The sequence below is a fragment of the Bacillus sp. 05T22 genome, assembly GCF_056396765.1.
On the sequence record NZ_JBFTMC010000045.1, the window covers coordinates 25,140 to 44,847 of the forward strand.

At 34.6% G+C, this 19,708-nt stretch carries 20 protein-coding genes and 1 pseudogene; 16 read left to right on the forward strand and 5 right to left on the reverse strand.

Annotated elements, in window-relative coordinates; all coding sequences use genetic code 11:
* Window positions 1-287: 287 nt before the first annotated feature.
* Window positions 288-2,141, forward strand: coding sequence for an endonuclease MutS2 (locus AC1DIT_RS14790; RefSeq protein ID WP_476998265.1), 1,854 nt, complete (start codon window positions 288-290; stop codon window positions 2,139-2,141).
* Between the two features lie 6 nt (window positions 2,142-2,147).
* Complete coding sequence (locus tag AC1DIT_RS14795) at window positions 2,148-2,675, forward strand: GNAT family N-acetyltransferase (RefSeq protein WP_016115559.1); 528 nt, start codon at window positions 2,148-2,150, stop codon at window positions 2,673-2,675.
* Between the two features lie 69 nt (window positions 2,676-2,744).
* Here AC1DIT_RS14795 and AC1DIT_RS14800 read toward each other — a convergent pair whose 3' ends face one another.
* The gene (locus AC1DIT_RS14800) at window positions 2,745-3,710 is read right to left on the reverse strand and encodes a quinone oxidoreductase family protein (RefSeq protein ID WP_016115558.1); all 966 of its coding nucleotides are present in this window, start codon (window positions 3,708-3,710) and stop codon (window positions 2,745-2,747) included.
* A 137-nt stretch (window positions 3,711-3,847) separates the two neighbouring features.
* Between AC1DIT_RS14800 and AC1DIT_RS14805 the strand changes: the two genes are divergently transcribed.
* Window positions 3,848-4,747 (forward strand): LysR family transcriptional regulator, encoded by a 900-nt coding sequence (locus AC1DIT_RS14805; protein ID WP_016115557.1) that lies wholly within the window; start codon window positions 3,848-3,850, stop codon window positions 4,745-4,747.
* A 138-nt stretch (window positions 4,748-4,885) separates the two neighbouring features.
* Here AC1DIT_RS14805 and AC1DIT_RS14810 read toward each other — a convergent pair whose 3' ends face one another.
* On the reverse strand, window positions 4,886-5,665 hold the full coding sequence (locus AC1DIT_RS14810) for a DUF817 domain-containing protein (RefSeq protein ID WP_016115556.1): 780 nt from the start codon (window positions 5,663-5,665) through the stop codon (window positions 4,886-4,888).
* Window positions 5,666-5,973: 308 nt separating this feature from the next.
* Here AC1DIT_RS14810 and AC1DIT_RS14815 point away from each other — a divergent pair.
* The 3 genes and pseudogenes from AC1DIT_RS14815 to AC1DIT_RS14825 all read left to right on the forward strand — a co-directional run.
* Window positions 5,974-6,225: pseudogene (locus tag AC1DIT_RS14815) on the forward strand (hypothetical protein); the annotation flags it as partial.
* 280 nt (window positions 6,226-6,505) lie between these two features.
* Window positions 6,506-7,066: a GNAT family N-acetyltransferase gene (locus tag AC1DIT_RS14820; RefSeq protein WP_476998262.1), complete on the forward strand. Its 561-nt coding sequence runs from the start codon at window positions 6,506-6,508 to the stop codon at window positions 7,064-7,066.
* Between the two features lie 275 nt (window positions 7,067-7,341).
* Window positions 7,342-7,569, forward strand: coding sequence for a hypothetical protein (locus AC1DIT_RS14825; protein ID WP_016115552.1), 228 nt, complete (start codon window positions 7,342-7,344; stop codon window positions 7,567-7,569).
* Between the two features lie 36 nt (window positions 7,570-7,605).
* Here AC1DIT_RS14825 and AC1DIT_RS14830 read toward each other — a convergent pair whose 3' ends face one another.
* The gene (locus tag AC1DIT_RS14830; RefSeq protein WP_016115551.1) at window positions 7,606-8,931 is read right to left on the reverse strand and encodes an ArsB/NhaD family transporter; all 1,326 of its coding nucleotides are present in this window, start codon (window positions 8,929-8,931) and stop codon (window positions 7,606-7,608) included.
* 249 nt (window positions 8,932-9,180) lie between these two features.
* Here AC1DIT_RS14830 and AC1DIT_RS14835 point away from each other — a divergent pair, with 249 nt between their 5' ends.
* The 3 genes from AC1DIT_RS14835 to AC1DIT_RS14845 all read left to right on the forward strand — a co-directional run bounded on the left by AC1DIT_RS14835 (window position 9,181) and on the right by AC1DIT_RS14845 (window position 10,605).
* Entirely contained in the window at window positions 9,181-9,531 is a 351-nt protein-coding gene (locus tag AC1DIT_RS14835; protein ID WP_016115550.1) for a YojF family protein, read from the forward strand.
* A 15-nt stretch (window positions 9,532-9,546) separates the two neighbouring features.
* Window positions 9,547-10,209, forward strand: coding sequence for a bacillithiol biosynthesis deacetylase BshB2 (gene bshB2, locus AC1DIT_RS14840; protein ID WP_016115549.1), 663 nt, complete (start codon window positions 9,547-9,549; stop codon window positions 10,207-10,209).
* Window positions 10,210-10,344: 135 nt separating this feature from the next.
* A complete protein-coding gene (locus AC1DIT_RS14845; protein WP_016115548.1) occupies window positions 10,345-10,605 on the forward strand; it encodes a YuzF family protein in 261 nt (86 codons plus the stop codon).
* Between the two features lie 270 nt (window positions 10,606-10,875).
* Here AC1DIT_RS14845 and AC1DIT_RS14850 read toward each other — a convergent pair whose 3' ends face one another.
* The gene (locus AC1DIT_RS14850; protein WP_016131744.1) at window positions 10,876-11,274 is read right to left on the reverse strand and encodes a DUF2871 family protein; all 399 of its coding nucleotides are present in this window, start codon (window positions 11,272-11,274) and stop codon (window positions 10,876-10,878) included.
* Window positions 11,275-11,659: 385 nt separating this feature from the next.
* Between AC1DIT_RS14850 and AC1DIT_RS14855 the strand changes: the two genes are divergently transcribed.
* The 5 genes from AC1DIT_RS14855 (at window position 11,660) to aiiA (ending at window position 16,124) form a co-directional block, all read left to right on the forward strand.
* Window positions 11,660-12,196, forward strand: coding sequence for a hypothetical protein (locus AC1DIT_RS14855; RefSeq protein WP_016131743.1), 537 nt, complete (start codon window positions 11,660-11,662; stop codon window positions 12,194-12,196).
* A gap of 297 nt (window positions 12,197-12,493) precedes the next feature.
* The gene (locus tag AC1DIT_RS14860; protein WP_016133100.1) at window positions 12,494-13,423 is read left to right on the forward strand and encodes an AAA family ATPase; all 930 of its coding nucleotides are present in this window, start codon (window positions 12,494-12,496) and stop codon (window positions 13,421-13,423) included.
* Window positions 13,420-14,517, forward strand: coding sequence for a DUF58 domain-containing protein (locus AC1DIT_RS14865; protein ID WP_016131741.1), 1,098 nt, complete (start codon window positions 13,420-13,422; stop codon window positions 14,515-14,517). The genes AC1DIT_RS14860 and AC1DIT_RS14865 overlap by 4 nt, the downstream gene beginning before the upstream one ends.
* An 11-nt stretch (window positions 14,518-14,528) precedes the next feature.
* Window positions 14,529-15,281 (forward strand): hypothetical protein, encoded by a 753-nt coding sequence (locus AC1DIT_RS14870; protein WP_016115543.1) that lies wholly within the window; start codon window positions 14,529-14,531, stop codon window positions 15,279-15,281.
* 90 nt (window positions 15,282-15,371) lie between these two features.
* Entirely contained in the window at window positions 15,372-16,124 is a 753-nt protein-coding gene (gene aiiA, locus AC1DIT_RS14875; protein ID WP_016115542.1) for a quorum-quenching N-acyl homoserine lactonase AiiA, read from the forward strand.
* 425 nt (window positions 16,125-16,549) lie between these two features.
* Here the strand turns inward: aiiA and AC1DIT_RS14880 are convergent, their stop codons facing one another.
* Window positions 16,550-16,708 (reverse strand): hypothetical protein, encoded by a 159-nt coding sequence (locus tag AC1DIT_RS14880; protein WP_016115541.1) that lies wholly within the window; start codon window positions 16,706-16,708, stop codon window positions 16,550-16,552.
* Window positions 16,709-17,055: 347 nt separating this feature from the next.
* Between AC1DIT_RS14880 and pdxR the strand changes: the two genes are divergently transcribed.
* Window positions 17,056-18,498, forward strand: coding sequence for a MocR-like pyridoxine biosynthesis transcription factor PdxR (pdxR, locus tag AC1DIT_RS14885; RefSeq protein ID WP_016115540.1), 1,443 nt, complete (start codon window positions 17,056-17,058; stop codon window positions 18,496-18,498).
* An 11-nt stretch (window positions 18,499-18,509) separates the two neighbouring features.
* The gene (locus tag AC1DIT_RS14890) at window positions 18,510-19,424 is read left to right on the forward strand and encodes a D-alanine--D-alanine ligase (RefSeq protein ID WP_476998263.1); all 915 of its coding nucleotides are present in this window, start codon (window positions 18,510-18,512) and stop codon (window positions 19,422-19,424) included.
* The last annotated feature ends 284 nt before the right edge of the window (window positions 19,425-19,708 follow it).

A 19,708-nucleotide genomic window follows, 5' to 3' on the forward strand; every position in this document is an offset into this window, starting at 1 on the left:
ACAATCCATATATATACTTACGACTAAAGTATAATAAGAAGAATATTGTAAAGTATGGAACCTTTACTTCTGTCGTAACATATAGTATGATAATTTCAATAAATTAGATTTCAATGAACATAATTATAAATTAATGAGAGGTGCTTTTTGTGAGTGCGGTAGGTTCTAAATAGGAAAAAATTGAATGAAATAAATCTAATGAGAACAGGGGATTTTTATATACTTCTAACCCCTAACTTTGTCATGGATTTATTTCAAATAACCTATGAAGATACCTACAAAAGGAAATAGTTAAATCATATTGCGTAAGTGGATTAGGAAAACAGTTGTTAAATAAATTGGAGCCAAGTACAAGTATAAAAGTAGTGAAAAATCGTTTGAATGAAACAACGGAAGCACGAGCGATATTGGATGCAGAAGGGCATGTTCCTTTTTTCGGAATTTCTAATATCGATAGTACAATTCAAAAATTGGAAAAGGGAATGATTTTAGATCCAACCGAGCTAGTTAGTGTATCAGACTTTTTACGAGGGTGTCGAAAGGTTAAAAAGTTTATGCTGGATAAAGAATTTTTTGCACCAGTACTAGCATCATATGCGAATTCAATGTCTGAATTCAAAAGTGTTGAAGAAGAAATTGATTTTTCAATTAAAGGAAATAGTATTGATTCTGCTGCAAGCAAAGAATTAAAACGAATACGAAATAATATCGACTCCGTAGAGGGGAAAATTAAGGAACGTTTAAGCAAATTTTTAAATAGTAGTGCAAATAAGAAATATATTCAAGAGTTCTTCATTAGTAAAAAAGACGATCGATATACCATTCCAGTGAAAGCTTCCTATAAAAATCAAGTTGCTGGAACAATTGTTGAAGTTTCTTCTAAAGGCTCTACTGTTTTTATAGAGCCAAATACAGTTACAAAATTAAACGTGGAACTAGCAAGTTTAAAAGCTGAAGAAGCGATGGAAGAATATCAAATATTAGCCACTTTATCTGGAATGATCTTAGAGGACATTTATAACATTAAGATTAATATGGAGCTGATTAGTCAATATGATATGGTGTTTGCAAAAGCGAAATTTAGTAAACATATTGGCGGGATAGAACCGAAATTAAATGATTATGGGTATGTAAAGTTAGTTCATTGCAAACACCCATTATTAGCAGGTGAAGTTGTACCACTTCACTTTGAAATTGGCCGAAATTACCGAAGCTTAATTATTACAGGGCCAAATGCTGGAGGGAAAACGATTGTTTTGAAAACAATTGGATTATTAACATTGGCGACAATGTCAGGATTGCACATCGCTGGAGACAAGGAAACGGAAATTGCTGTTTTTGAAAATATCTTTGTAGACATTGGCGATAATCAAAGTATAGAAAATGCGCTAAGTACATTTTCATCTCATATGAAAAACCTTTCAGAAATCATGAGAGTATCAAATAATAATACGCTTCTACTATTTGATGAAATAGGCAGCGGTACGGAACCGAATGAAGGAGCGGCAATTGCAATTTCTATTTTAGAAGAATTTTATTATATGGGTTGTACGACTGTTGCAACTACTCATTATGGTGAAATTAAACGCTTTTCCGAAATGCACAGTGACTTTATGAATGCGGCGATGCAATTTAATAGTGAAACATTGGAACCAATGTATAAGTTAATGATAGGGAAATCAGGAGAGAGTAATGCGCTATGGATTTCTAGAAAAATGAACGTGCGAGAAAACGTACTGCAAAGAGCGAAAGGCTATATGGAAAATAAAGAGTACCGCTTAGAGCGAGTGAATGAAAGTAGACTGAGAAAGCCTAAGATTGTCAAAGAGAAAGCAGAAGAGAAGGATGAATATAAAAAAGGGGACCGTGTGAAATTATTAGACTATGATGACTTTGGAATTGTATATAAAGAAAAAGACAATTTTTTCAATATCGTTGTGTTTTATAATGCCCAATTCATTGAAGTAAACGTTAAGCGAATTTCTTTAGAAGTACAGGCAAAGGAATTATATCCAGAAGGGTATGATTTAGACACATTGTTTGTGGATTATAAAGAACGGAAAATGCAGCATGACATAGAGCGGGGATCGAAAAAAGCGCTGCGAAAAATTCAAAAAGAAATAAGAAAGAATAGAGGATAAGATGCTGTGAATATAAAGATTAGACAAGAACTTGAGAAAGATTATAACGGGGCAGAAGAGGTTGTAAAACAAGCATTTTTAAATGAAGCATTTAGCGATCAGAAAGAGCACGAACTTGTAAATCGTATCAGAAAATGTGATGCGTTTATTCCAGAGTTATCATTAGTGGCGGTAGATAAGGAAGTTGTTGGTCACGTTCTATTATCTAAAGTTAAAATAGTAGATGGTGATACATCTGTAGAGTCGTTAGCTCTTGCTCCAGTATCTGCTGCACCAGACTATCAGAAAAAGGGAATTGGAAGTCTGTTGATTTCTAATGTATTAAGAAAAGCAAAAGAGCTTGGGTATCATTCTGTAATTGTGCTGGGGCATAAAGATTATTATCCGAAATTCGGTTTTAAACCAGCTAGCATATGGAATATATGTGCGCCATTTGAGGTGCCAGACGAGGTGTTTATGGCAATGGAATTAACGGAGAATGCTCTTCAAAATATACAAGGAATAGTGCAATATTCGGAAGCTTTTTCTGAATAGAACGGAAAAAAGATAGTTAGAAGAAACCTTCTAGCTATCTTTTTTATTCTGATTTTTAAGTGGGAATTATCATGGTATCAATAAAATTTTTCCAGTACTTTTTCGACTCTCCAATAATCGATGTGCTTCAGCACCGTTTTCTAAAGAGAAAGTTGTTGGAGTTTGGATGTTTAATTTTCCAGCAGTAATCCAATCAAATAGTTGGCTTGAACGGTTTTTGCGTTCTTCATACGTTGTGAGTACGTTCCAAAGATCTCCGCCAGTTAAAGTTTTTGAAGTATCCATCAGCATTCGCGGATCAACAGGAGCAGGATCACCACCGGCCATTCCGTAAAATACGACGGTACCACCGATTTTTGTGGCTTTAAAGCTTTCTTCTAATGTAGAACCTATTGATTCGTATACAACATCTACACCATGTCCTTTTGTGATTTGTAGTATTTCTTCATGCCATGATTCTGAATATAAAAATACACGGTCCGCTCCAGCTGAATAGGCTGCTTCTGCTTTTTCTTTAGATGAAGTAAGGCCAATTACTTGCGCATCTCTCATTTTTATCATTTGAATGAGAAGTTGACCAACTCCTCCAGCAGCCGCGTGAACTAAAACAAAATCACCAGCTTTTACTTTATAGCTGTCTTGTGTTAAGTAATGCGCTGTTAACCCTTGTAATAAAACGGAAGACGCTGTCTCAAAGGAAATAGAGTTTGGGAGTGGAATCGCTTTTTCTTTTGGAACAGCTACTAACTCTGCATTTGCGAATGGTACATCAGCAAATGCAATGCGGTCTCCGATAGTAACATCGGTAACTTCAGCACCAATTTGCTCTACAATTCCTGAACCTTCATATCCTAGTATATAAGGTGGTTTACCGGCAAGATGATAGTCACCTCTTCGTCTATATATATCAGCAAAATTTAAGCCAATCGCTTTTGTGCGGACAAGAATCTCATTCGGTTTTATAGTTGGGTCTGAAACTTCTCGATATTTTAATACATCAGCATTTCCGAATTCGTCGAAACAAAGTGCTTTCATATGAAATACCTCCAATTTGTAGCATGTGTCAATATTGTTTGTTAATGGTTCTTATCATACAATACATATATCAATAGGAAAAGGGGATTATTCAGATAGAATCAATCGAAAATATCGATTAGAGGGAGGGAAATGTCTTGGAGATAAAACAATTAATCACATTTAAAACAGCAGCGGAAAATTTGAATTTTACGCAGACTGCGAAAATATTGAATTTTGCTCAATCAAGTGTGACGGCGCAAATAAAAGCATTGGAAGCGGAGCTAGGAACAGCATTGTTCGAACGATTAGGAAAACGCCTTTTTTTGACTGAAGCAGGACGGAAGTTTCAACTATATGCGAATAAGATGATAGCGTTAAGTTATGAAGCGAAAATGGTTGTACAAGATCAGGAAAAATCATCTGGTACACTAGTGATTGGCGCGCAAGAAAGTCAATGTACATATAGGCTTCCTTCAATTTTAAAGGAATTTAAGACAAAATTCCCGCAAATAAGACTTATATTCAAACCTGCTCATTCAAATGAAGCTGTAAAAGAGCAACTGATGGAAGGGAAGTTAGATTTAGCCTTTATTTTAGATACGTGTAAAATAGAAGATGTTTTACATGTAGAGTCCTTGATTCAAGAAGAATTAAAAATAGTTGTTTGTCCTAACCATCCTTTACTTAAGAATCCTATAATTTCTACAAAGGATTTAGAAAGTGAAACGCTTTTATTAACAGAACTTGGCTGTTCATATCGAACTATATTTGAAGAGTTATTTCGTGCAGAAGGTGTATATCCTATAAATAAAATCGAGTTTGTTAGTGTGGAAGCAATTAAACAATGTGTAATTGCAGGACTGGGTATAGCGATTTTACCAGCGATGGTAGTAGAAAAAGAGATACAAGAAGGAACAATCGGAGAGTTGACTATGGAGAATACGATTGATCCTATCTTTACACAGATTGCTTGGCATAAAGATAAGTGGATTACAGCACCATTACAGCAATTTATAGATGTAACAAAAGCGTCATTTGTTCGAGTAGGTAAGTAAAGTTTATTGAATGGAGAAATATTTGCTGAAGACTGTGGAATAAAAGGACACGATATAAGCCTGTAATTATGCTGAGACGCTTTGGTATGAATAATTAGCATTTTTCTATAGGAAAGTAAAACGTAACAAGCCAACTTTTTATATGGAAGTTGGCTTGTTTTTGTTATCTTTAAAAATTTTAAGCTGTGCCACAATCATAATACTTATTACAACGAGTAAAAACCATGAACTAATTTTTCCGATATGAACAAGGCTCCATGTTTCTCGCTGATTTGGATATTGCCACGCTCCAAAGAAAGTAGCGATGTTTTCAGCAATCCAAATGAAAAATCCGATGAGGAAAAACGAGAGTATGAGCGGCATTTTATATGTAACTTCTTGCAAAGAAAATTGAACAAACGTACGAAAGAAGACAATAAATAAAAGAGCAGTTAAAGCCCAGCGAAAGTCATATAGAAAATGGTGTGTAAAAAAATTAAAATAAATCATGGCTCCTAGTGGTATAGTCCATATTGCCTTAGGCCATCTATGCATTTGTAAATGCAATCTTCTCCATGCTTGGCATATATAACTAGCCACACTTGCATACATAAACCCACTATAAAGCGGGACATCAAAAATTTTAAAATATGCTTCTTCAGGATAGCTCCATGAACCAAAATGAACTTTATAGATTTCTAGTAGGAGTCCGATAAGATGAAAAACAGCAATTACTTTCAGTTCATCTTTTGTTTCCATACCTGTTTTGTACATGATGTATTGCATAAGAAGGCATACGATAAGGATAAAATCATAACGATAAAGTCCTGGAATCGAGATGAATTTTGAAAGAGCGAGTGTTATAAAAATAACGACAGGGAAAATACAAGATAAAGCTTGTTGGTAAGTAAAGAAGAGAAGTTGCTTGAGATAAAACATAGTTTCTCCTTTCGTATGACGGCATGTTTTATATGGAATTTTGATAATAAATCACTATACTATAATTTTCATAAAAAGGAAAACTCTTATAATGTTGTAGATTCAGATAAATATATGTGCTCACTTTTAAGTTTCATTCTGAAAAATTAGATTGCCATTTCAAAAAAGTAAAGCTATAATACTAAATAAAAATGATAATTATTATCAATTATAATTATAATTATAAATTAGAAGTGATTCTAAAAAACAATTGAATATAGAGGATGAAATGAAACATGTTACATAGTTCTGCAGTACATGCTGTTAAAAATCGTCCTTTCGAAATCATTTCACAAGAAGTATTACCTGATTTTGATGCAGATGCAATCTTCGTTGTTGTAAATAGAGATGATAAAGCGAAAGAAGCTTTTAAACAATTACAAGACACATCAATTTGGAAAGATTTAAAAGCAGTTAAAGGGAAGCATGTATATATTATTCATGACCAACCGTGGCTTGATTATTCTGCTTTAGGAAATAAAATGGCAATGGATGAAGCAGAAAAAATGTTTACGAAATAACGAATTTTAAGAAAAGTGTTCCTATAGATGTAGGTATTTAAGAAAAGACTCTTCAATTTGGAGAGTCTTTTCTTATTAGTAGTATAAAAAGGGATTTAAAATAAATATTGTTTGAATAAATAGAAGATTCTATAATGAATGTAATCATATGAAAAGGAGCTGTGCCAATGTTATCGCTTATTGTAAATATCCCATCATTACTGAAGACTATGGAACAAGGGATAGATAGTCCTGATAAACTACAGAGCTATCCCCATAATTGAAAAGGGGGATTTTTGAAATGAACACGAAATTGAATAATCTTTTTTTAGGCGAAAATATTAAGTTATCAGCAATTAGAGCTGAAGATGTTGAACAAATGGCCATTTGGCAAGAGGACAGTGAATATTTAAGAAATGTAGATACGGATATAGCGATTCCACAATCTTCACATGAAATAAAGGAAAATGAGCTATTAATAGGGAGAAAGTCAAATAGTGTTTCTTTTATGCTAAGAACGATTCAAGGTGATAGTTTAATTGGCTTTGTGRCACTTCATAGCATAGAGTGGAATAATAGAGCTGGCTTGCTAGCAATTGGTATAGGTGATAAAAATTATAGAGGTAAGGGATATGGTACGGAAGGATTACGCCTTATTCTGAAATATGCTTTTTACGAATTAAACTTACATCGTGTAGGTCTCGATGTTATTTCATATAATAAATCGGCAATTGAAGTATATAAAAAGGTTGGATTTAAGGTGGAGGGATGTATGAGAGAAGCTGTTCAGCGAGATGGGAAGAGCTTTGATCGCATCATAATGGGGATATTGCGAAATGAATGGATAACAACGCAAAAATAATTTGAATAGACATAATAAAGTGAACTGCCCATTCATGTGAAATATAAAGAAAAACAAAAGGGAGATCTAGTAGCTATATAGCATGTTAGATTTCTTTTTATGGAATTGTATCGGCTATCACCATAAGGTTATTTGTAAAATTAACACATAGAGACTCGTTAAGAGTGAAAACTCTGCTATAAATATATTCAATAACATGCATATATTTTGCAGGATAAAGAATAATTGTTGTCGAAATTTTACAGCATATGGATTGAAATAAGGAGTCGTGTCAGATGAATTTAGAAAAAACAAAACCAGTAAATGACGAGATAGCCGAGTTAAAAGAACTTGTAAAAGAATTACATGGAAGTGTGCATCAACTACAAAGTGAGGTTCAACAGCTTAGACATGAAAAACCAGTTGTTGAAGTTAAAAAAGGGGTTCAATTGTCACCAACAATCGTTGGACAAATTGGTGGCATTATTTTGGGGGCACTTGCGATTATTGGAATATTTTTTTAGTAAAAAAAGGTTTGCAGCATATTGCTGCAAACCTTTTTACATTAAATAACGTAAATATATATAAACATGTGATAATAATAATGCAATGATTGTTAAGGGCAAGCCAATTTTCAAGAAATCAAGGTAAGAAAATCCGTGTCCTTCGCGGTTAGCAATACCCGCAACAACTACGTTTGCTGATGCTCCGATTAACGTTCCGTTTCCTCCTAAGCAAGCACCAAGTGATAATGCCCACCATAGTACTTCAATTTGAGGAGAATCAACAGAAAGCCCAAGTCCTGAAGCTAAATCTTGAATAAGCGGAATCATCGTTGCGACAAATGGAATATTATCAATAGTAGCTGATGCCACGCCTGATACCCATAAGATAAGAATCGCTGCAAAACCGATATCACCATTTGTTACATCGAGAACTTCTTTAGCAAGTGATGAAATCAGACCGATATCAATTAATCCGCCAACAAGAATAAACAATCCAGCGAAGAAGAAAATCGTTACCCATTCTACATGAGCAAAGACATCTTCTAATTCATGTTGTTTCACGCCAATTAGCATGAGGAGTGTTGCACCGGTCATCGCGATAACTGCCGCATCTACATGAATAATTGAGTGAAGAACAAAGCCGAGAATTGTCAAACCTAAAATGGAAAGGGATTTTAGGAGTAAGCTTCGATCACGAATATAGTCTTTTTCATTTAGTGCCATAAGCTTAGCAATTTGTTCAGATGTTGTTTTTAATTTTTTCCGGTACATCAGATAAATAATGCCTAATGTAACAATGGAAATAATAAGTACAATGGGTGTTAAATTGAGTAAAAAGGCATTAAAGTCTAAGTGCTTATTGGCGGATCCGATCATTATGTTTGGAGGATCACCAATTAGTGTTGCGGTACCACCAATATTTGAAAATAATACTTCAGAAATCAAATAAGGAACAGGTTGCACCTTTAAAATACGCGTGATCGATAGTGTAACAGGAACGATTAATAATACGGTTGTTACATTATCTAAAAATGCAGAGCCGACTGCGGTTAATAGGGATAAAAATAATAAAATTCGAATGGGCTTTCCGCCGGCTGCTTTTGCTGCTTTAATGGCTACATATTCAAATACACCAGATTGACTCGTAATATGTACGAGAATCATCATTCCAATTAAAAGGGTAATGGTTTCCCATTGGATATGCGATGTAAAGGCAGTATGTAAGTCTACAATACCAAAAATAATCATAATGGCAGCACCGAACAGTGCAATCACAGCACGGTTCAATTTCTCGGAAATAATAAATCCGTATGTCACTAAAAATACGGCGATTGCAAAATAATATTGCCAATTTGCTACTTCATGTGCTGAATGTTCCAACATGTCACCTTCTTTAAAAATATGTATTAAATTGTCGAAATATATCCCTCCGCATAAACTCTATTGTAGCAAATTCAAAAAAGAAAGAAAACTATTTACGGATAGTGAGGGAATAGTAAAATTTCATATACAATGCTAAAAATAAAAAAACAAAATGCAAATTATTATGCAAAGTGAACTTTGTCCTCTAATATAGAGATAGCAATTTACATTATTTTTGCGTAGAATGGTTTAAAGAGGTGAAATCCGATGGAAATAGTAAAAGATAGTGCTGTTATTCAACATGAAATCGAACGTTTTGTAAATAAAGATGTATATATTCATTTAGAAACGACAAATGGAGCATACGCTTCACATTTTAATGAAAAAATGATGACAGTCGGAGCGTTCATTCGAAATGCGATTATTCGTTTTGAACGTGGGAAAATAACAGGAACAAATCCATACCGAGTTGGTCTCAAAATGGATCACGGCTGGGTATATGCTGAAGGTATTACGCATTGGGAAGTAGACGAGCAAAATCGTCTGTTACTAGCGGGACATGATAATAAAGGGCGCTTAGCTGTAGCACTTGAGTTAAGCTTAACACCATTTAAATAAAAAGGAGGGGAAAGTATGGAAAGACATGTGCTTGTTGTATTCCCGCATCCAGATGATGAATCATTTGCGGCGGGAGGAACAATTAGTTTATTAAGAAAGCAAGGAGTACCTGTAACTTATGCGTGCGGAACGCTTGGACAAATGGGACGCAATATGGGTAAGAACGTTTTTGCTAATCGCGAAACGATTCCAAATATCCGTGAAAAGGAATTAAAAGATGCGTGCGAAGCAATGGGCATTGAAGATTTAAGAATGCTTGGTTTCCACGATAAAACATTAGAATTTGAAGATGTAGATTTTGTAGCAGATAAAATTGAAACAGTGATTCGCGATGTACAGCCATCACGAATTATTACATTCTATCCAGAACACGGAGTTCATCCAGACCATGATGCATTTGGTCGTGCTACAGTTCGTGCAGTATCACGTATGCCAAAAGAAACACGCCCGGTCATTCATGCAGTTGCGATTACAAAAAATCGTGAAGAAGTATTAGGGGAACCAGATGTGGTGAATAACATTAGTGAAGCGTTTGATCAAAAGTTAGCAGCTTTACGTGCGCATCGTTCTCAAACGGAAGCAATGCTTGAAGAAACAGAAGTGAAGTTGCAAAACAAAGATGCTGCAACATTAAAATGGTTACAACTTGAACAATTTTGGACTTATAAATGGGAGTAGGTTAGAAGATTTTCTTCTAGTCTTCCTTACATACAAAAGCGATGTCACATTGTGGCATCGCTTTTTCTGTTAGATAGGCACTTCTTACTTGAATAGCACATACACTACAGCAAATCTTGAAAAGAGGAGGCCTATATGTACTATTCATATGAAGATGTGTTCGGTTATTTTCGAGATGGTTATGAGATAAGTGGTGAAGTGGTTGCATTAGTCGATCCATACGTTGTACAAACATTGCAATCTATAGTTGGAAAAAGAATTGTGGTTGAAACAATTCGAGGGAGTGTAAGTGGTACATTGCGAAGTGTAAAACCAGATCATATTGTATTAGAGGAAACAGAAATACCTATGTTTGTTCGAGTGCAGCAAATTGTGTGGTTTGCACCTGAAAAATAAAAGTGGTTWGTAGATGAATTACGAGAGTGAAGCTAAGAACCTACTATGCTAATTAGTAGGTTTTTTATATACAAAATGGGGAGAGAAATACAAATCAAGAGTAATTGAGAAAGCCTAAATTTCAATGAAGAGGAAGTTTTAAAACATAGCCATCAAGTTTAAAAAAATGAGTCTGATGCCAAAAGGCATCAGACTCATTTTTTTAACAATAGGGAGTAGAATAACAACATTTTGTTTCGAATTGTTGCTGTTGTTGCTGTTTATTACACCCTACATTTTGAATGATTTTTTTAATAGAATCATAAACCAAACAAGGCTAAGACCAATGATAGAGTGAGAGATTCCGATGATATAGGTTAATCCTTTGAAATCATCTCCATTTAGTTGCAGAAGTCCTCGAGTTGCCAGTGAAGAAAGTGTTAAAATTAATCCAATATTATGGATGATGAACCACATATTAAAACCCTTCATTTTATGGAATGAAAATGCTTTTGCTAGCGCTAAGGCAATTAAAAAGAATAAAAATCCAAGTACGAGTGTATGTGTGTGTAAAAGATTTAACAGAGTAGAGCCTAGAATGCCCTTTGATTTTGCATATTCCCTAGCGAATACACCTGATAATAAACCGATAATTAAATATGTGAACGATGCATAATATAATTTTTTCATCTTATACCTCCTGATGTAGAATCTGTAATGTTGGTTTTTGATTCGTAAATTCCTATTGTATTTTCAAATCATGGTAGTTACATAACAAAGATTCCTAGTTTTCCAGGAGTCATGATATAACAGGTTTAAAATTATTTTATCATAATTATAGGGTATTCGATTATATGAAATAATTGAAATTTGTGTGAACAAAGAGGGAGTGTAAGAATCAGATTTAATGGGTTAATTGAAGGAATAACAATGAACATTCTATTCATATGAAGTTGATATAACATAATAATTCTAAGAATAAAAACAAACTTCCTAGAAAGTCTTCCTTTCTATCTATCTTTTGGAGTAAAATTATTCCTGTGCTTTAATTTTTTGGATAGGGAAGGATAATTCTATGAAATCTTTAATAAAAGTAACATGTACAGCATTTTTGCTTACAAGCTTAATGGCAGCTTGTAGTGAGGAAACTACAACAAAGCAAGAAGTGACTACTCAATCAAAGAAATCAGAAGAAATGTCTGAAGAAAAAAGAATGGAACAGAGTGCACTACTATATGGAGAAATTGCAAAAGGTGGATACTACAGAGCAACAGTTGAAAATGCAAAATATGAAAAAGTAGATGGAATAGGGCGCATTGTAGCTCGTGTTACGATCAATAACGCTCGGGCCGATGAAAAGGCAATTGATCTTTCAGAAATAAAGTATTTTGTTAAAGATGAAAAGACGGGAAAAAAATATGAAGGTCAAGTTATGCCTATGTACGAAGAGAAATTCAAAAGTGTTCCAGCTGGCTACTCTTTAACTTTTGACGCTTCATTTAAGACGGAAAATCCACCAAAAGATTTCAATAATATGTATCTATATATGGATAGTAAGCTTGATCCATTTGGAGATATCCATTGGAAACTTGATAATCTAGTATCTAAATGAAAAGATGTCTAATTTAGACATCTTTTCTTGTTTAGTGAGTTGTCTATACTATTTATTTCTAATTTGTATAATTTTATATGATAGCAAGTTATCGTGTTGTAAATAGATGTAGTATTTTTATACCATTGAGAAGTTTTAGCCCTTTGCTTCTTTGGTTATATTCATGACACTCACTATTCACTCGGTAGAGTTCATGTTGCAGAGATTTTGAAGAAAACTCACATTTTCCAGTTTATAGAAAACGTTTGTTGTGTTAAAATATCAGAAAAATCAAATAATAAAAGGTGGATAAGAAATATGTCTATATTAGAGAAAATTAAAGAAAATGTTTCGAAAGTCATTGTAGGCAAGGAAGAAGTAATTGACTTAGCGATGATCGCGCTAGTCGCAAACGGGCATGTTTTATTAGAAGATGTACCAGGAACGGGTAAAACAACATTAGCTAAAACACTTGCTAAAAGTATTGATGGAGCCTTTCAACGTATTCAGTTTACGTCTGATACATTGCCTGGTGATGTAGTAGGATTAGAGTATTTTGATATGAAAGAGAGTGATTTTAAAACGAGAAAGGGACCTATTTTTGCAAATCTAGTTTTAGTAGATGAAATTAACAGGGCGGTTCCGCGGACACAATCAGCATTGCTAGAGGTAATGGAAGAACGTACGGTAACGATTGCGGGCGTAACATATGTATTACCAAGCCCATTTATTGTATTGGCAACGCAGAATCCGTTAGAGTCGGCAGGAACGTTTGCGCTCCCAGATGCACAGTTAGATCGATTTTTATTAACGATTCGGCAAGGTTATCCAGATCGTACATATGAAAAAGAAATGTTAAAACGGTTTAAAGAAAATAATCCATTTAACCACTTAGAAAGTGTTGTATCTCTTGCAGACATATTGGAGTTACAGGAACAATCTAAAAAAATTCATATACATGATGAAGTGGAAGAATACTTGCTTGATATTGTAGAAGCGACGCGAAATCATGATTTAGTAGAAATTGGGGTTAGTCCGCGTGGATCTTTAGCTTTTATGAGAGCGGCTCAAGCAAGAGCTTTATTAAAAGGAAGAGATTATGTAACTCCTGATGATTTGAAAGCTTTAGCATCCCCGGTTTGTGCACATCGGTTAACGTTAACGATTGAAGGGGATATGAAAACAACTAAAGTAGATGTGCTGCAAGGGATTTTAGAAAAACTTGCAGTGCCAGTGGAAAGCGTATGAATGAGATTATAAAAAGGAAACATCCGTTGTTAGAGCCGCTCTTTATAGTGGGAATCGGCGTTTTTTGTCTTATACTCTTCGTGTTTACCAATCAATTTTTTATTGTGGCTATCTTTTTGTTTTATTTGTTGTTAGTTGGATTTTTGTATTTGTATATGAAGGCAGTTATGAAAGTGCAATGGGATATTTCCCAAAATCAAAAGAGGTTATTTATGAGTGAAAGAGGAGAATGTGTCGTGCAAATTATTAATGAAGCGCGTTTTCCAATCTTTAAAGCAGCTCTTCAGTTTCGGTCTGATGAACAAATAGAGTGGGAAACGGATCAGAAGATGCAGCGTTCACATCACTCTTATCAAATTCCTCTCCAAATAGAAGGAAGAGATATGATCACAATTACGTTAGAGGGAAATGCGAATGAAAGAGGAAAACAAGGCTGGCAAGCTGCGGAACTTATGATATCAGATCCATTTGGTCTTCTGACTTATTACTTGTCTATTGAAGAAAAGAAACTCCCTGAATTTCATATTCTTCCGCAAATGTCGAAAGTAACAATACCAGAAATGACAACATGGAAACACGGATTTCGAAGAGCGGCTGTTTCTCCTTTATATGATGAAACGAAAATAGTAGGTGTGAAAGAATATGAGGGGGAATCGTTTCGCTCGATCCATTGGGGAGCAACTGCGAAAACTGGGGTGATTAGTGCAAAAAAGTATGAATATACACAAGGTGATCGGTATGCGCTGTATGTAAATCTATTAGGTAAAACAGGATATACGCTTCGTACGGATATGGAATATTTAATTCAAGTCGCTGCTGGTATATGCCGGGAGTTAATCTCACAAGACTGCTCGTTCGAACTATGGATAAATGGCGTACGGGAACAAGGTGTTATTCATTTAAAAGGAGGAAAGCACCGAAAACAACTCTATAAAGCAATGGATTTGTTGTCCTCATTAACGGAAAAAGATACACCGCTGAATGCGCATTTCTTTTATCAAACAGGATTCAGAAGACAAGAAGCAGGGTGTATCCCATTAATTATTGGATATCCACCTGAAAAACAAAAAGGGTGGATACAAATTGTGAAGTAAAGGGAGGAACGGTGAATAAATTGAAATGGGGATCACGTATTATATTTTGTTTCCTAGCTATTGGTCTTTGCTTTATATTAGCGATTGGAATAACGAAAGGCGCTTTTTTCGCAAAGGAACAGGTAATAGATTCTTCTCAATCAAAGGTAGGAGAGGGTAGTGAACCTCTAACACCAAGAAAATCGAAAATTATAGAAGAAGGAACGCCGATGGAACCAGGGGAGGATTCAGGAGTATTATATGAAATTGAAGATCCACCAGATTTTAATAAAGATGGATATTATAAGAAAGGGGATTTCAAAGGAATTCCTCGAGATAGAAAGGTGCCAATTGGTGGCGAAGAGTTTCTAGGAGTTAGCACTGGAAATATATTTATACAAATTGGCATCCTTTTCTTAGTGATGTTAATCGTATTTTTCATCTTTCGCCGTATGCGGAATAAGAAGCAGCAGATTCATAATATATCTTTAAAACAAAAAGAAATACGAAAAGTTGAGGGGAATGCAGAACAAGAGGATCAAGATAGTTTCATACTTCCAATAGAAGAAGTAAGAGCAATGCTAATCAAATGGGAATTGACATTACCGAAGTTTGAAAAGAGAAGGTTTCAAGAAACGGTTCAACAATGGTTTTCCCGTATTCGCAAAAGCGATACTATTATTCCAATTTATGAGAAAGTAAGATATGGGGAAGGAACTGCTTCAAATGAGGAATTACAGATGATGCGGAGATGGATAAATGAAAATGTAAAGAAAAATTTATAGTGAAAAAAGAGATAGAAGGAGAAAGTTTGTTATTAGCGGAAGTATTACTGTATTGTTTCATCCAAAATGATATGAGAGGGTGGATAGAGAATGACCGTTAAAAAACTTTATTTTTTACCAGCCGGCCGCTGTATGTTAGATCATTCTTCTGTTAATAGTACGCTTACTCCTGGTAAACTTTTGAATTTGCCGGTATGGTGCTACCTTTTGGAAACGACAGAAGGTCCAATTTTAATAGATACAGGGATGCCAGAAAGCGCAGTAGATAATGAAAATCTATTTAAGGGAACGTTCGTTGAAGGGCAGATTCTTCCGGAAATGAAGCCGGATGATAGGATTGTAAATATTTTAAAACGAGTGGGCTATGCGCCAGGAGACCTTCTCTGTGTTATTAGCTCTCATTTGCATTTTGACCATGCTGGGGGGAATGGGAGCTTCATCCATACACCCATTATTGTACAACGAACTGAATATGATGCTGCTTTACATAGAGAAGAATATTTAAAGGAATGCATATTACCAGATTTGAACTATCAAATAATTGAGGGAGATTATGAAGTAATACCAGGTGTTCAATTGCTTTATACGCCAGGGCACTCTCCTGGTCATCAATCAATCCTCGTTAAAACGGAAAAGTCAGGTTCTGTTTTATTAACAATTGATGCAGCTTACACACAGGAAAACTTTGAACAAGGTGTCCCATTCGCAGGATTTAATTCAGAAATGGCCTCCCAATCTATCGAACGATTAAAAGAAATTGTTTTGGATGAAAAGCCTATTGTTTTCTTTGGACATGATATGGAACAAGAGAAAAGGTGTAAAACATTTCCTGAATTTTTATAATGTACTCATTTTACAGAAATAAAAATAATATAACTACACCTTTTTCTATATTGATTTATGGAGATACGATATTCTAATACAATCTAAAAAAGGTGGAAGGTATGAGGGGAATCATAATGCTGTTTAGTGTAATGATCTGTTTTTTGTCATTAATAAGTAGTTGTGATCGCACATCAATAAAGTGAAACTTTAATCAGTGGAGGGCATCCTCCACTTAAATTCTTTGCTTTTGCTGAATTTTGGGGTGGGAATCTTACTGCCCATAAATAGAGAGGTAAATTACTTTAGTTGTTGAGAAGGTGGAATCGCTGATTCTACCTATTTTTATATCTTTGTGGCATTTTTCAATGTCTGTAGAGTAGAAAATCAAGACATTTCTTTTACTTTTGTAAAAAAGGTTGACCAGGATAGCCAGCTGCTAATCATTACTGAAAGAAACGCTGCAACATATAAAGTATTTGCACGATCAAATAAACGCTACTGAAAATTTCTTTACCAGTATTTTTTTCTGATTTAGGTTTAGGCTTGTTCATCTCAAAATGGAATTTGATTTTGTTTCCAGAACCATCGTAGTAAAATTTCATATGTTCTCCTCCTTGTTTTTTACGTTTCGGAATACATAGGCGCAGTGGTTAATAAAACCTGGTACACATTCTGTAACATATTTTTCTTAGAAGTAATAAAATGCATTATATTCTTAGAGAACAAATATTTTAAACAAAACATGAATTACAGAACCAATTTTATCTATAACTTTAAATTTTGTAAGTTAATAAAACTAGGTGTAGATGTAAAATAAAGTCATGATGTTTGTAAAAAAGCTGTATGAATGGTGTTTTAAACCATACCGCTAGTTAAAGAAAATACATATGTGGTGGACCTTTTGAGATAGATATAATTATGTAAAAATGATAGTAAGGAGGGCGAGGAATTGTTTAATGATTTTAAGTTTGTAGACAATCGTCCGGTGTATATCCAATTAAAGGATCATTTGAAAAAAATGATTATGAAAGGCCAACTATTGGAGCATCAGAAGCTCCCATCTACCCGAGAATTAAGCAAATTATTATCGATTAGCAGAACGACTGCTCTCACTACTTACGCAGATTTAGAACAAGAAGGCCTAATCTATGCAATAAAGGGAAAAGGAAATTTTGTAGGGAAAGTCGATGCATCCAAAACACCATCTATCGAACTAAACTGGAAAGAAAAGCTTAATGAAGTTACCTTGCAAGCTGATGAATTAGATTTAATGAAGCACGGTGTTCGCTGGGAAAAGGGCATGATTTCATTCAATAGCATTGCTCCAGATGAAAAACTTTTTGATGTCGAAAATTTTAAAAGGGCTTTTTTGACGAGGTTATCCAATGAAGGAGATATCATTTTGAACTACGGATATGCTAAAGGTTATAGACCCCTAATTCATTACCTTCTTCACTATATGGAAATGAAAGGAGTAGACATTTCCAACAAAGATATTCTCATTACGAATGGCTTCACTGAGGGCCTGGATATTTTATTGTCTTCCTTAGCTAAAAAATCCGGGCGTATTATTTGTGAAAACCCTACCCACCATACTGCATTAAAGCTTTTTCGATTACATGGATATGAAATCCACGGGATTGAGATGAAGGATGATGGTATCGATATTTGTCAAGTTGAGAAAAGTTTGTCCGAAACAGATTTTGATTTTGCATATCTAATTCCGTCCTACCATAATCCTACTGGGATTGTCACCTCCTCTGAAAAAAGGTCTAAAATTATGAAACTTTTTTCAAAATATCAAATTCCAATTGTAGAGGATGGATTTAATGAGGAATTACGTTATTCAGGTTCACATTTAGCGCCGTTATTGACTTTTTCCGGACCCGGGAACAATGTTGTCTATATTAGCAGTTTTTCAAAAGTTCTTTTTCCGGGCTTACGTGTTGGTTGGATTTTAGCGGATAAGAAATTAATCCACTACTTGGAAAGTATGAAAAGGGCACGAAATATTCATACGTCCACATTGGATCAGGCAGTACTTTATCAATATTTACATGATGGCTATTTCGAAAAATATTTAAAAAAGGCCAAGTCAATTTATAAGAAAAAATATGAACTAGCCCTTCATTCTTGTAATCAATACATTCCATTTAAAAGAATGACTGGAGATGGCGGACTTCATCTTTTTATAGAGTTAGAAAAAGGAATAAATGCACGTATACTTTTGAAAAAATGTTGTCAAAAGGGAGTTGTTTTTTCTCCTGGAGATGTCTTTTACACAGATGGAGGGGGAAGTAATACATTTCGATTAGGATTCTCTCGCTTAAAAGAAGAAGATATTCTCAATGGAATTAAAATAATTGGTGATACCTTAAATAATGAAATTTAGGAGTTGGGAAAATGAGAGTTGGCGTTATTATGGGAGGAGTGTCCTCCGAAAAACAAGTGTCCCTCATGACAGGGGAAGAAATGATTGCACATTTGGATAAGAGTAAGTATGAAATAGTGCCTATTAAACTAAATGATAAAAAAGAGCTTGTTGAAAAGGGAAGAAATCTTGATATTGCATTGTTAGCACTTCATGGAGAATATGGGGAGGACGGTACGATTCAAGGTACACTGGAAACTCTCAGCGTTCCATATACCGGAAGTGGCATGCTATCAAGCGGTATTTGTATGGATAAAAATATGTCGAAAAAAATGATTCGTTATGAAGGTATTGAAACACCAGATTGGATTCATCTTTCAAATACGGAAGAGCTTCAGCTTGATGAAATAGATAAAATGGGGTATCCGTTAGTGGTAAAACCAAATTCAGGTGGTTCCAGTGTAGGGGTAAAGATCGTATACGATAAGGATTCTTTATTTTCTTCTCTTGAGGATGTATTCRAATGGGATTCTGAARTAGTRATTGAAAARTATATAAARGGTGAMGARATTACATGTTCTATTTTGGACGGAAAGCTTTTACCAATCATTTCGATTCAACATACGGCTGAATTTTTTGATTATCATGCGAAATACGATGATATCGCTACGATTGAAGAGGTTGTGGAACTTCCGGCTACCACATATGAACGTGTTGCCGAAGCTGCAATGACCTGCTATAGAGCATTAAAATGCAGTGTTTATGCTAGAGTGGATATGATTATAAAAGATGGAATCCCGTATGTTATGGAAGTGAATACATTGCCGGGGATGACAAAAAATAGCTTGTTGCCTAAAAGTGCCCATGCGGCAGGAATATCCTATAACAAGCTATTGGATATGATTATTGAAACTTCCTTACAGGTTAGAAGGAGCGAAGGTTTCTAATAGCACATGAAATGCAGTATGGAAATCTAATTGAAATTCTTATAATTCAGGTGAAAAGAGTTCTGTGTCTAGTTTATTCTGTTTCGTATTTTTCATAGTATGTAAAAATATTATTTTAGATGAAGAACACTATGTCTTATAGTCTTTCTAAGAACCATTCGTATATTTCCGTGTTAATTCAAGTCTATATTAATACACAAAGCTCATGGTAGTTGTATGAACAAAAAATATSCCACTTTCTCCTATCATTCACGAATATTTAAGTTGTGAAATAAGTAGCATTA

Coding starts and splice junctions, on each gene's coding strand:
- AC1DIT_RS14825 (WP_016115552.1), top strand. CDS start 7,342: ATGAATTTAGAAAAAACAAAACCAGTAAATGACGAGATAGCCGAGTTA.
- AC1DIT_RS14850 (WP_016131744.1), bottom strand. CDS start 11,274: ATGAAAAAATTATATTATGCATCGTTCACATATTTAATTATCGGTTTA.
- AC1DIT_RS14855 (WP_016131743.1), top strand. CDS start 11,660: ATGAAATCTTTAATAAAAGTAACATGTACAGCATTTTTGCTTACAAGC.
- AC1DIT_RS14880 (WP_016115541.1), bottom strand. CDS start 16,708: ATGAAATTTTACTACGATGGTTCTGGAAACAAAATCAAATTCCATTTT.
- AC1DIT_RS14810 (WP_016115556.1), bottom strand. CDS start 5,665: ATGTTTTATCTCAAGCAACTTCTCTTCTTTACTTACCAACAAGCTTTA.
- bshB2 (WP_016115549.1), top strand. CDS start 9,547: ATGGAAAGACATGTGCTTGTTGTATTCCCGCATCCAGATGATGAATCA.
- AC1DIT_RS14865 (WP_016131741.1), top strand. CDS start 13,420: ATGAATGAGATTATAAAAAGGAAACATCCGTTGTTAGAGCCGCTCTTT.
- aiiA (WP_016115542.1), top strand. CDS start 15,372: ATGACCGTTAAAAAACTTTATTTTTTACCAGCCGGCCGCTGTATGTTA.
- AC1DIT_RS14800 (WP_016115558.1), bottom strand. CDS start 3,710: ATGAAAGCACTTTGTTTCGACGAATTCGGAAATGCTGATGTATTAAAA.
- AC1DIT_RS14835 (WP_016115550.1), top strand. CDS start 9,181: ATGGAAATAGTAAAAGATAGTGCTGTTATTCAACATGAAATCGAACGT.
- AC1DIT_RS14845 (WP_016115548.1), top strand. CDS start 10,345: ATGTACTATTCATATGAAGATGTGTTCGGTTATTTTCGAGATGGTTAT.
- AC1DIT_RS14860 (WP_016133100.1), top strand. CDS start 12,494: ATGTCTATATTAGAGAAAATTAAAGAAAATGTTTCGAAAGTCATTGTA.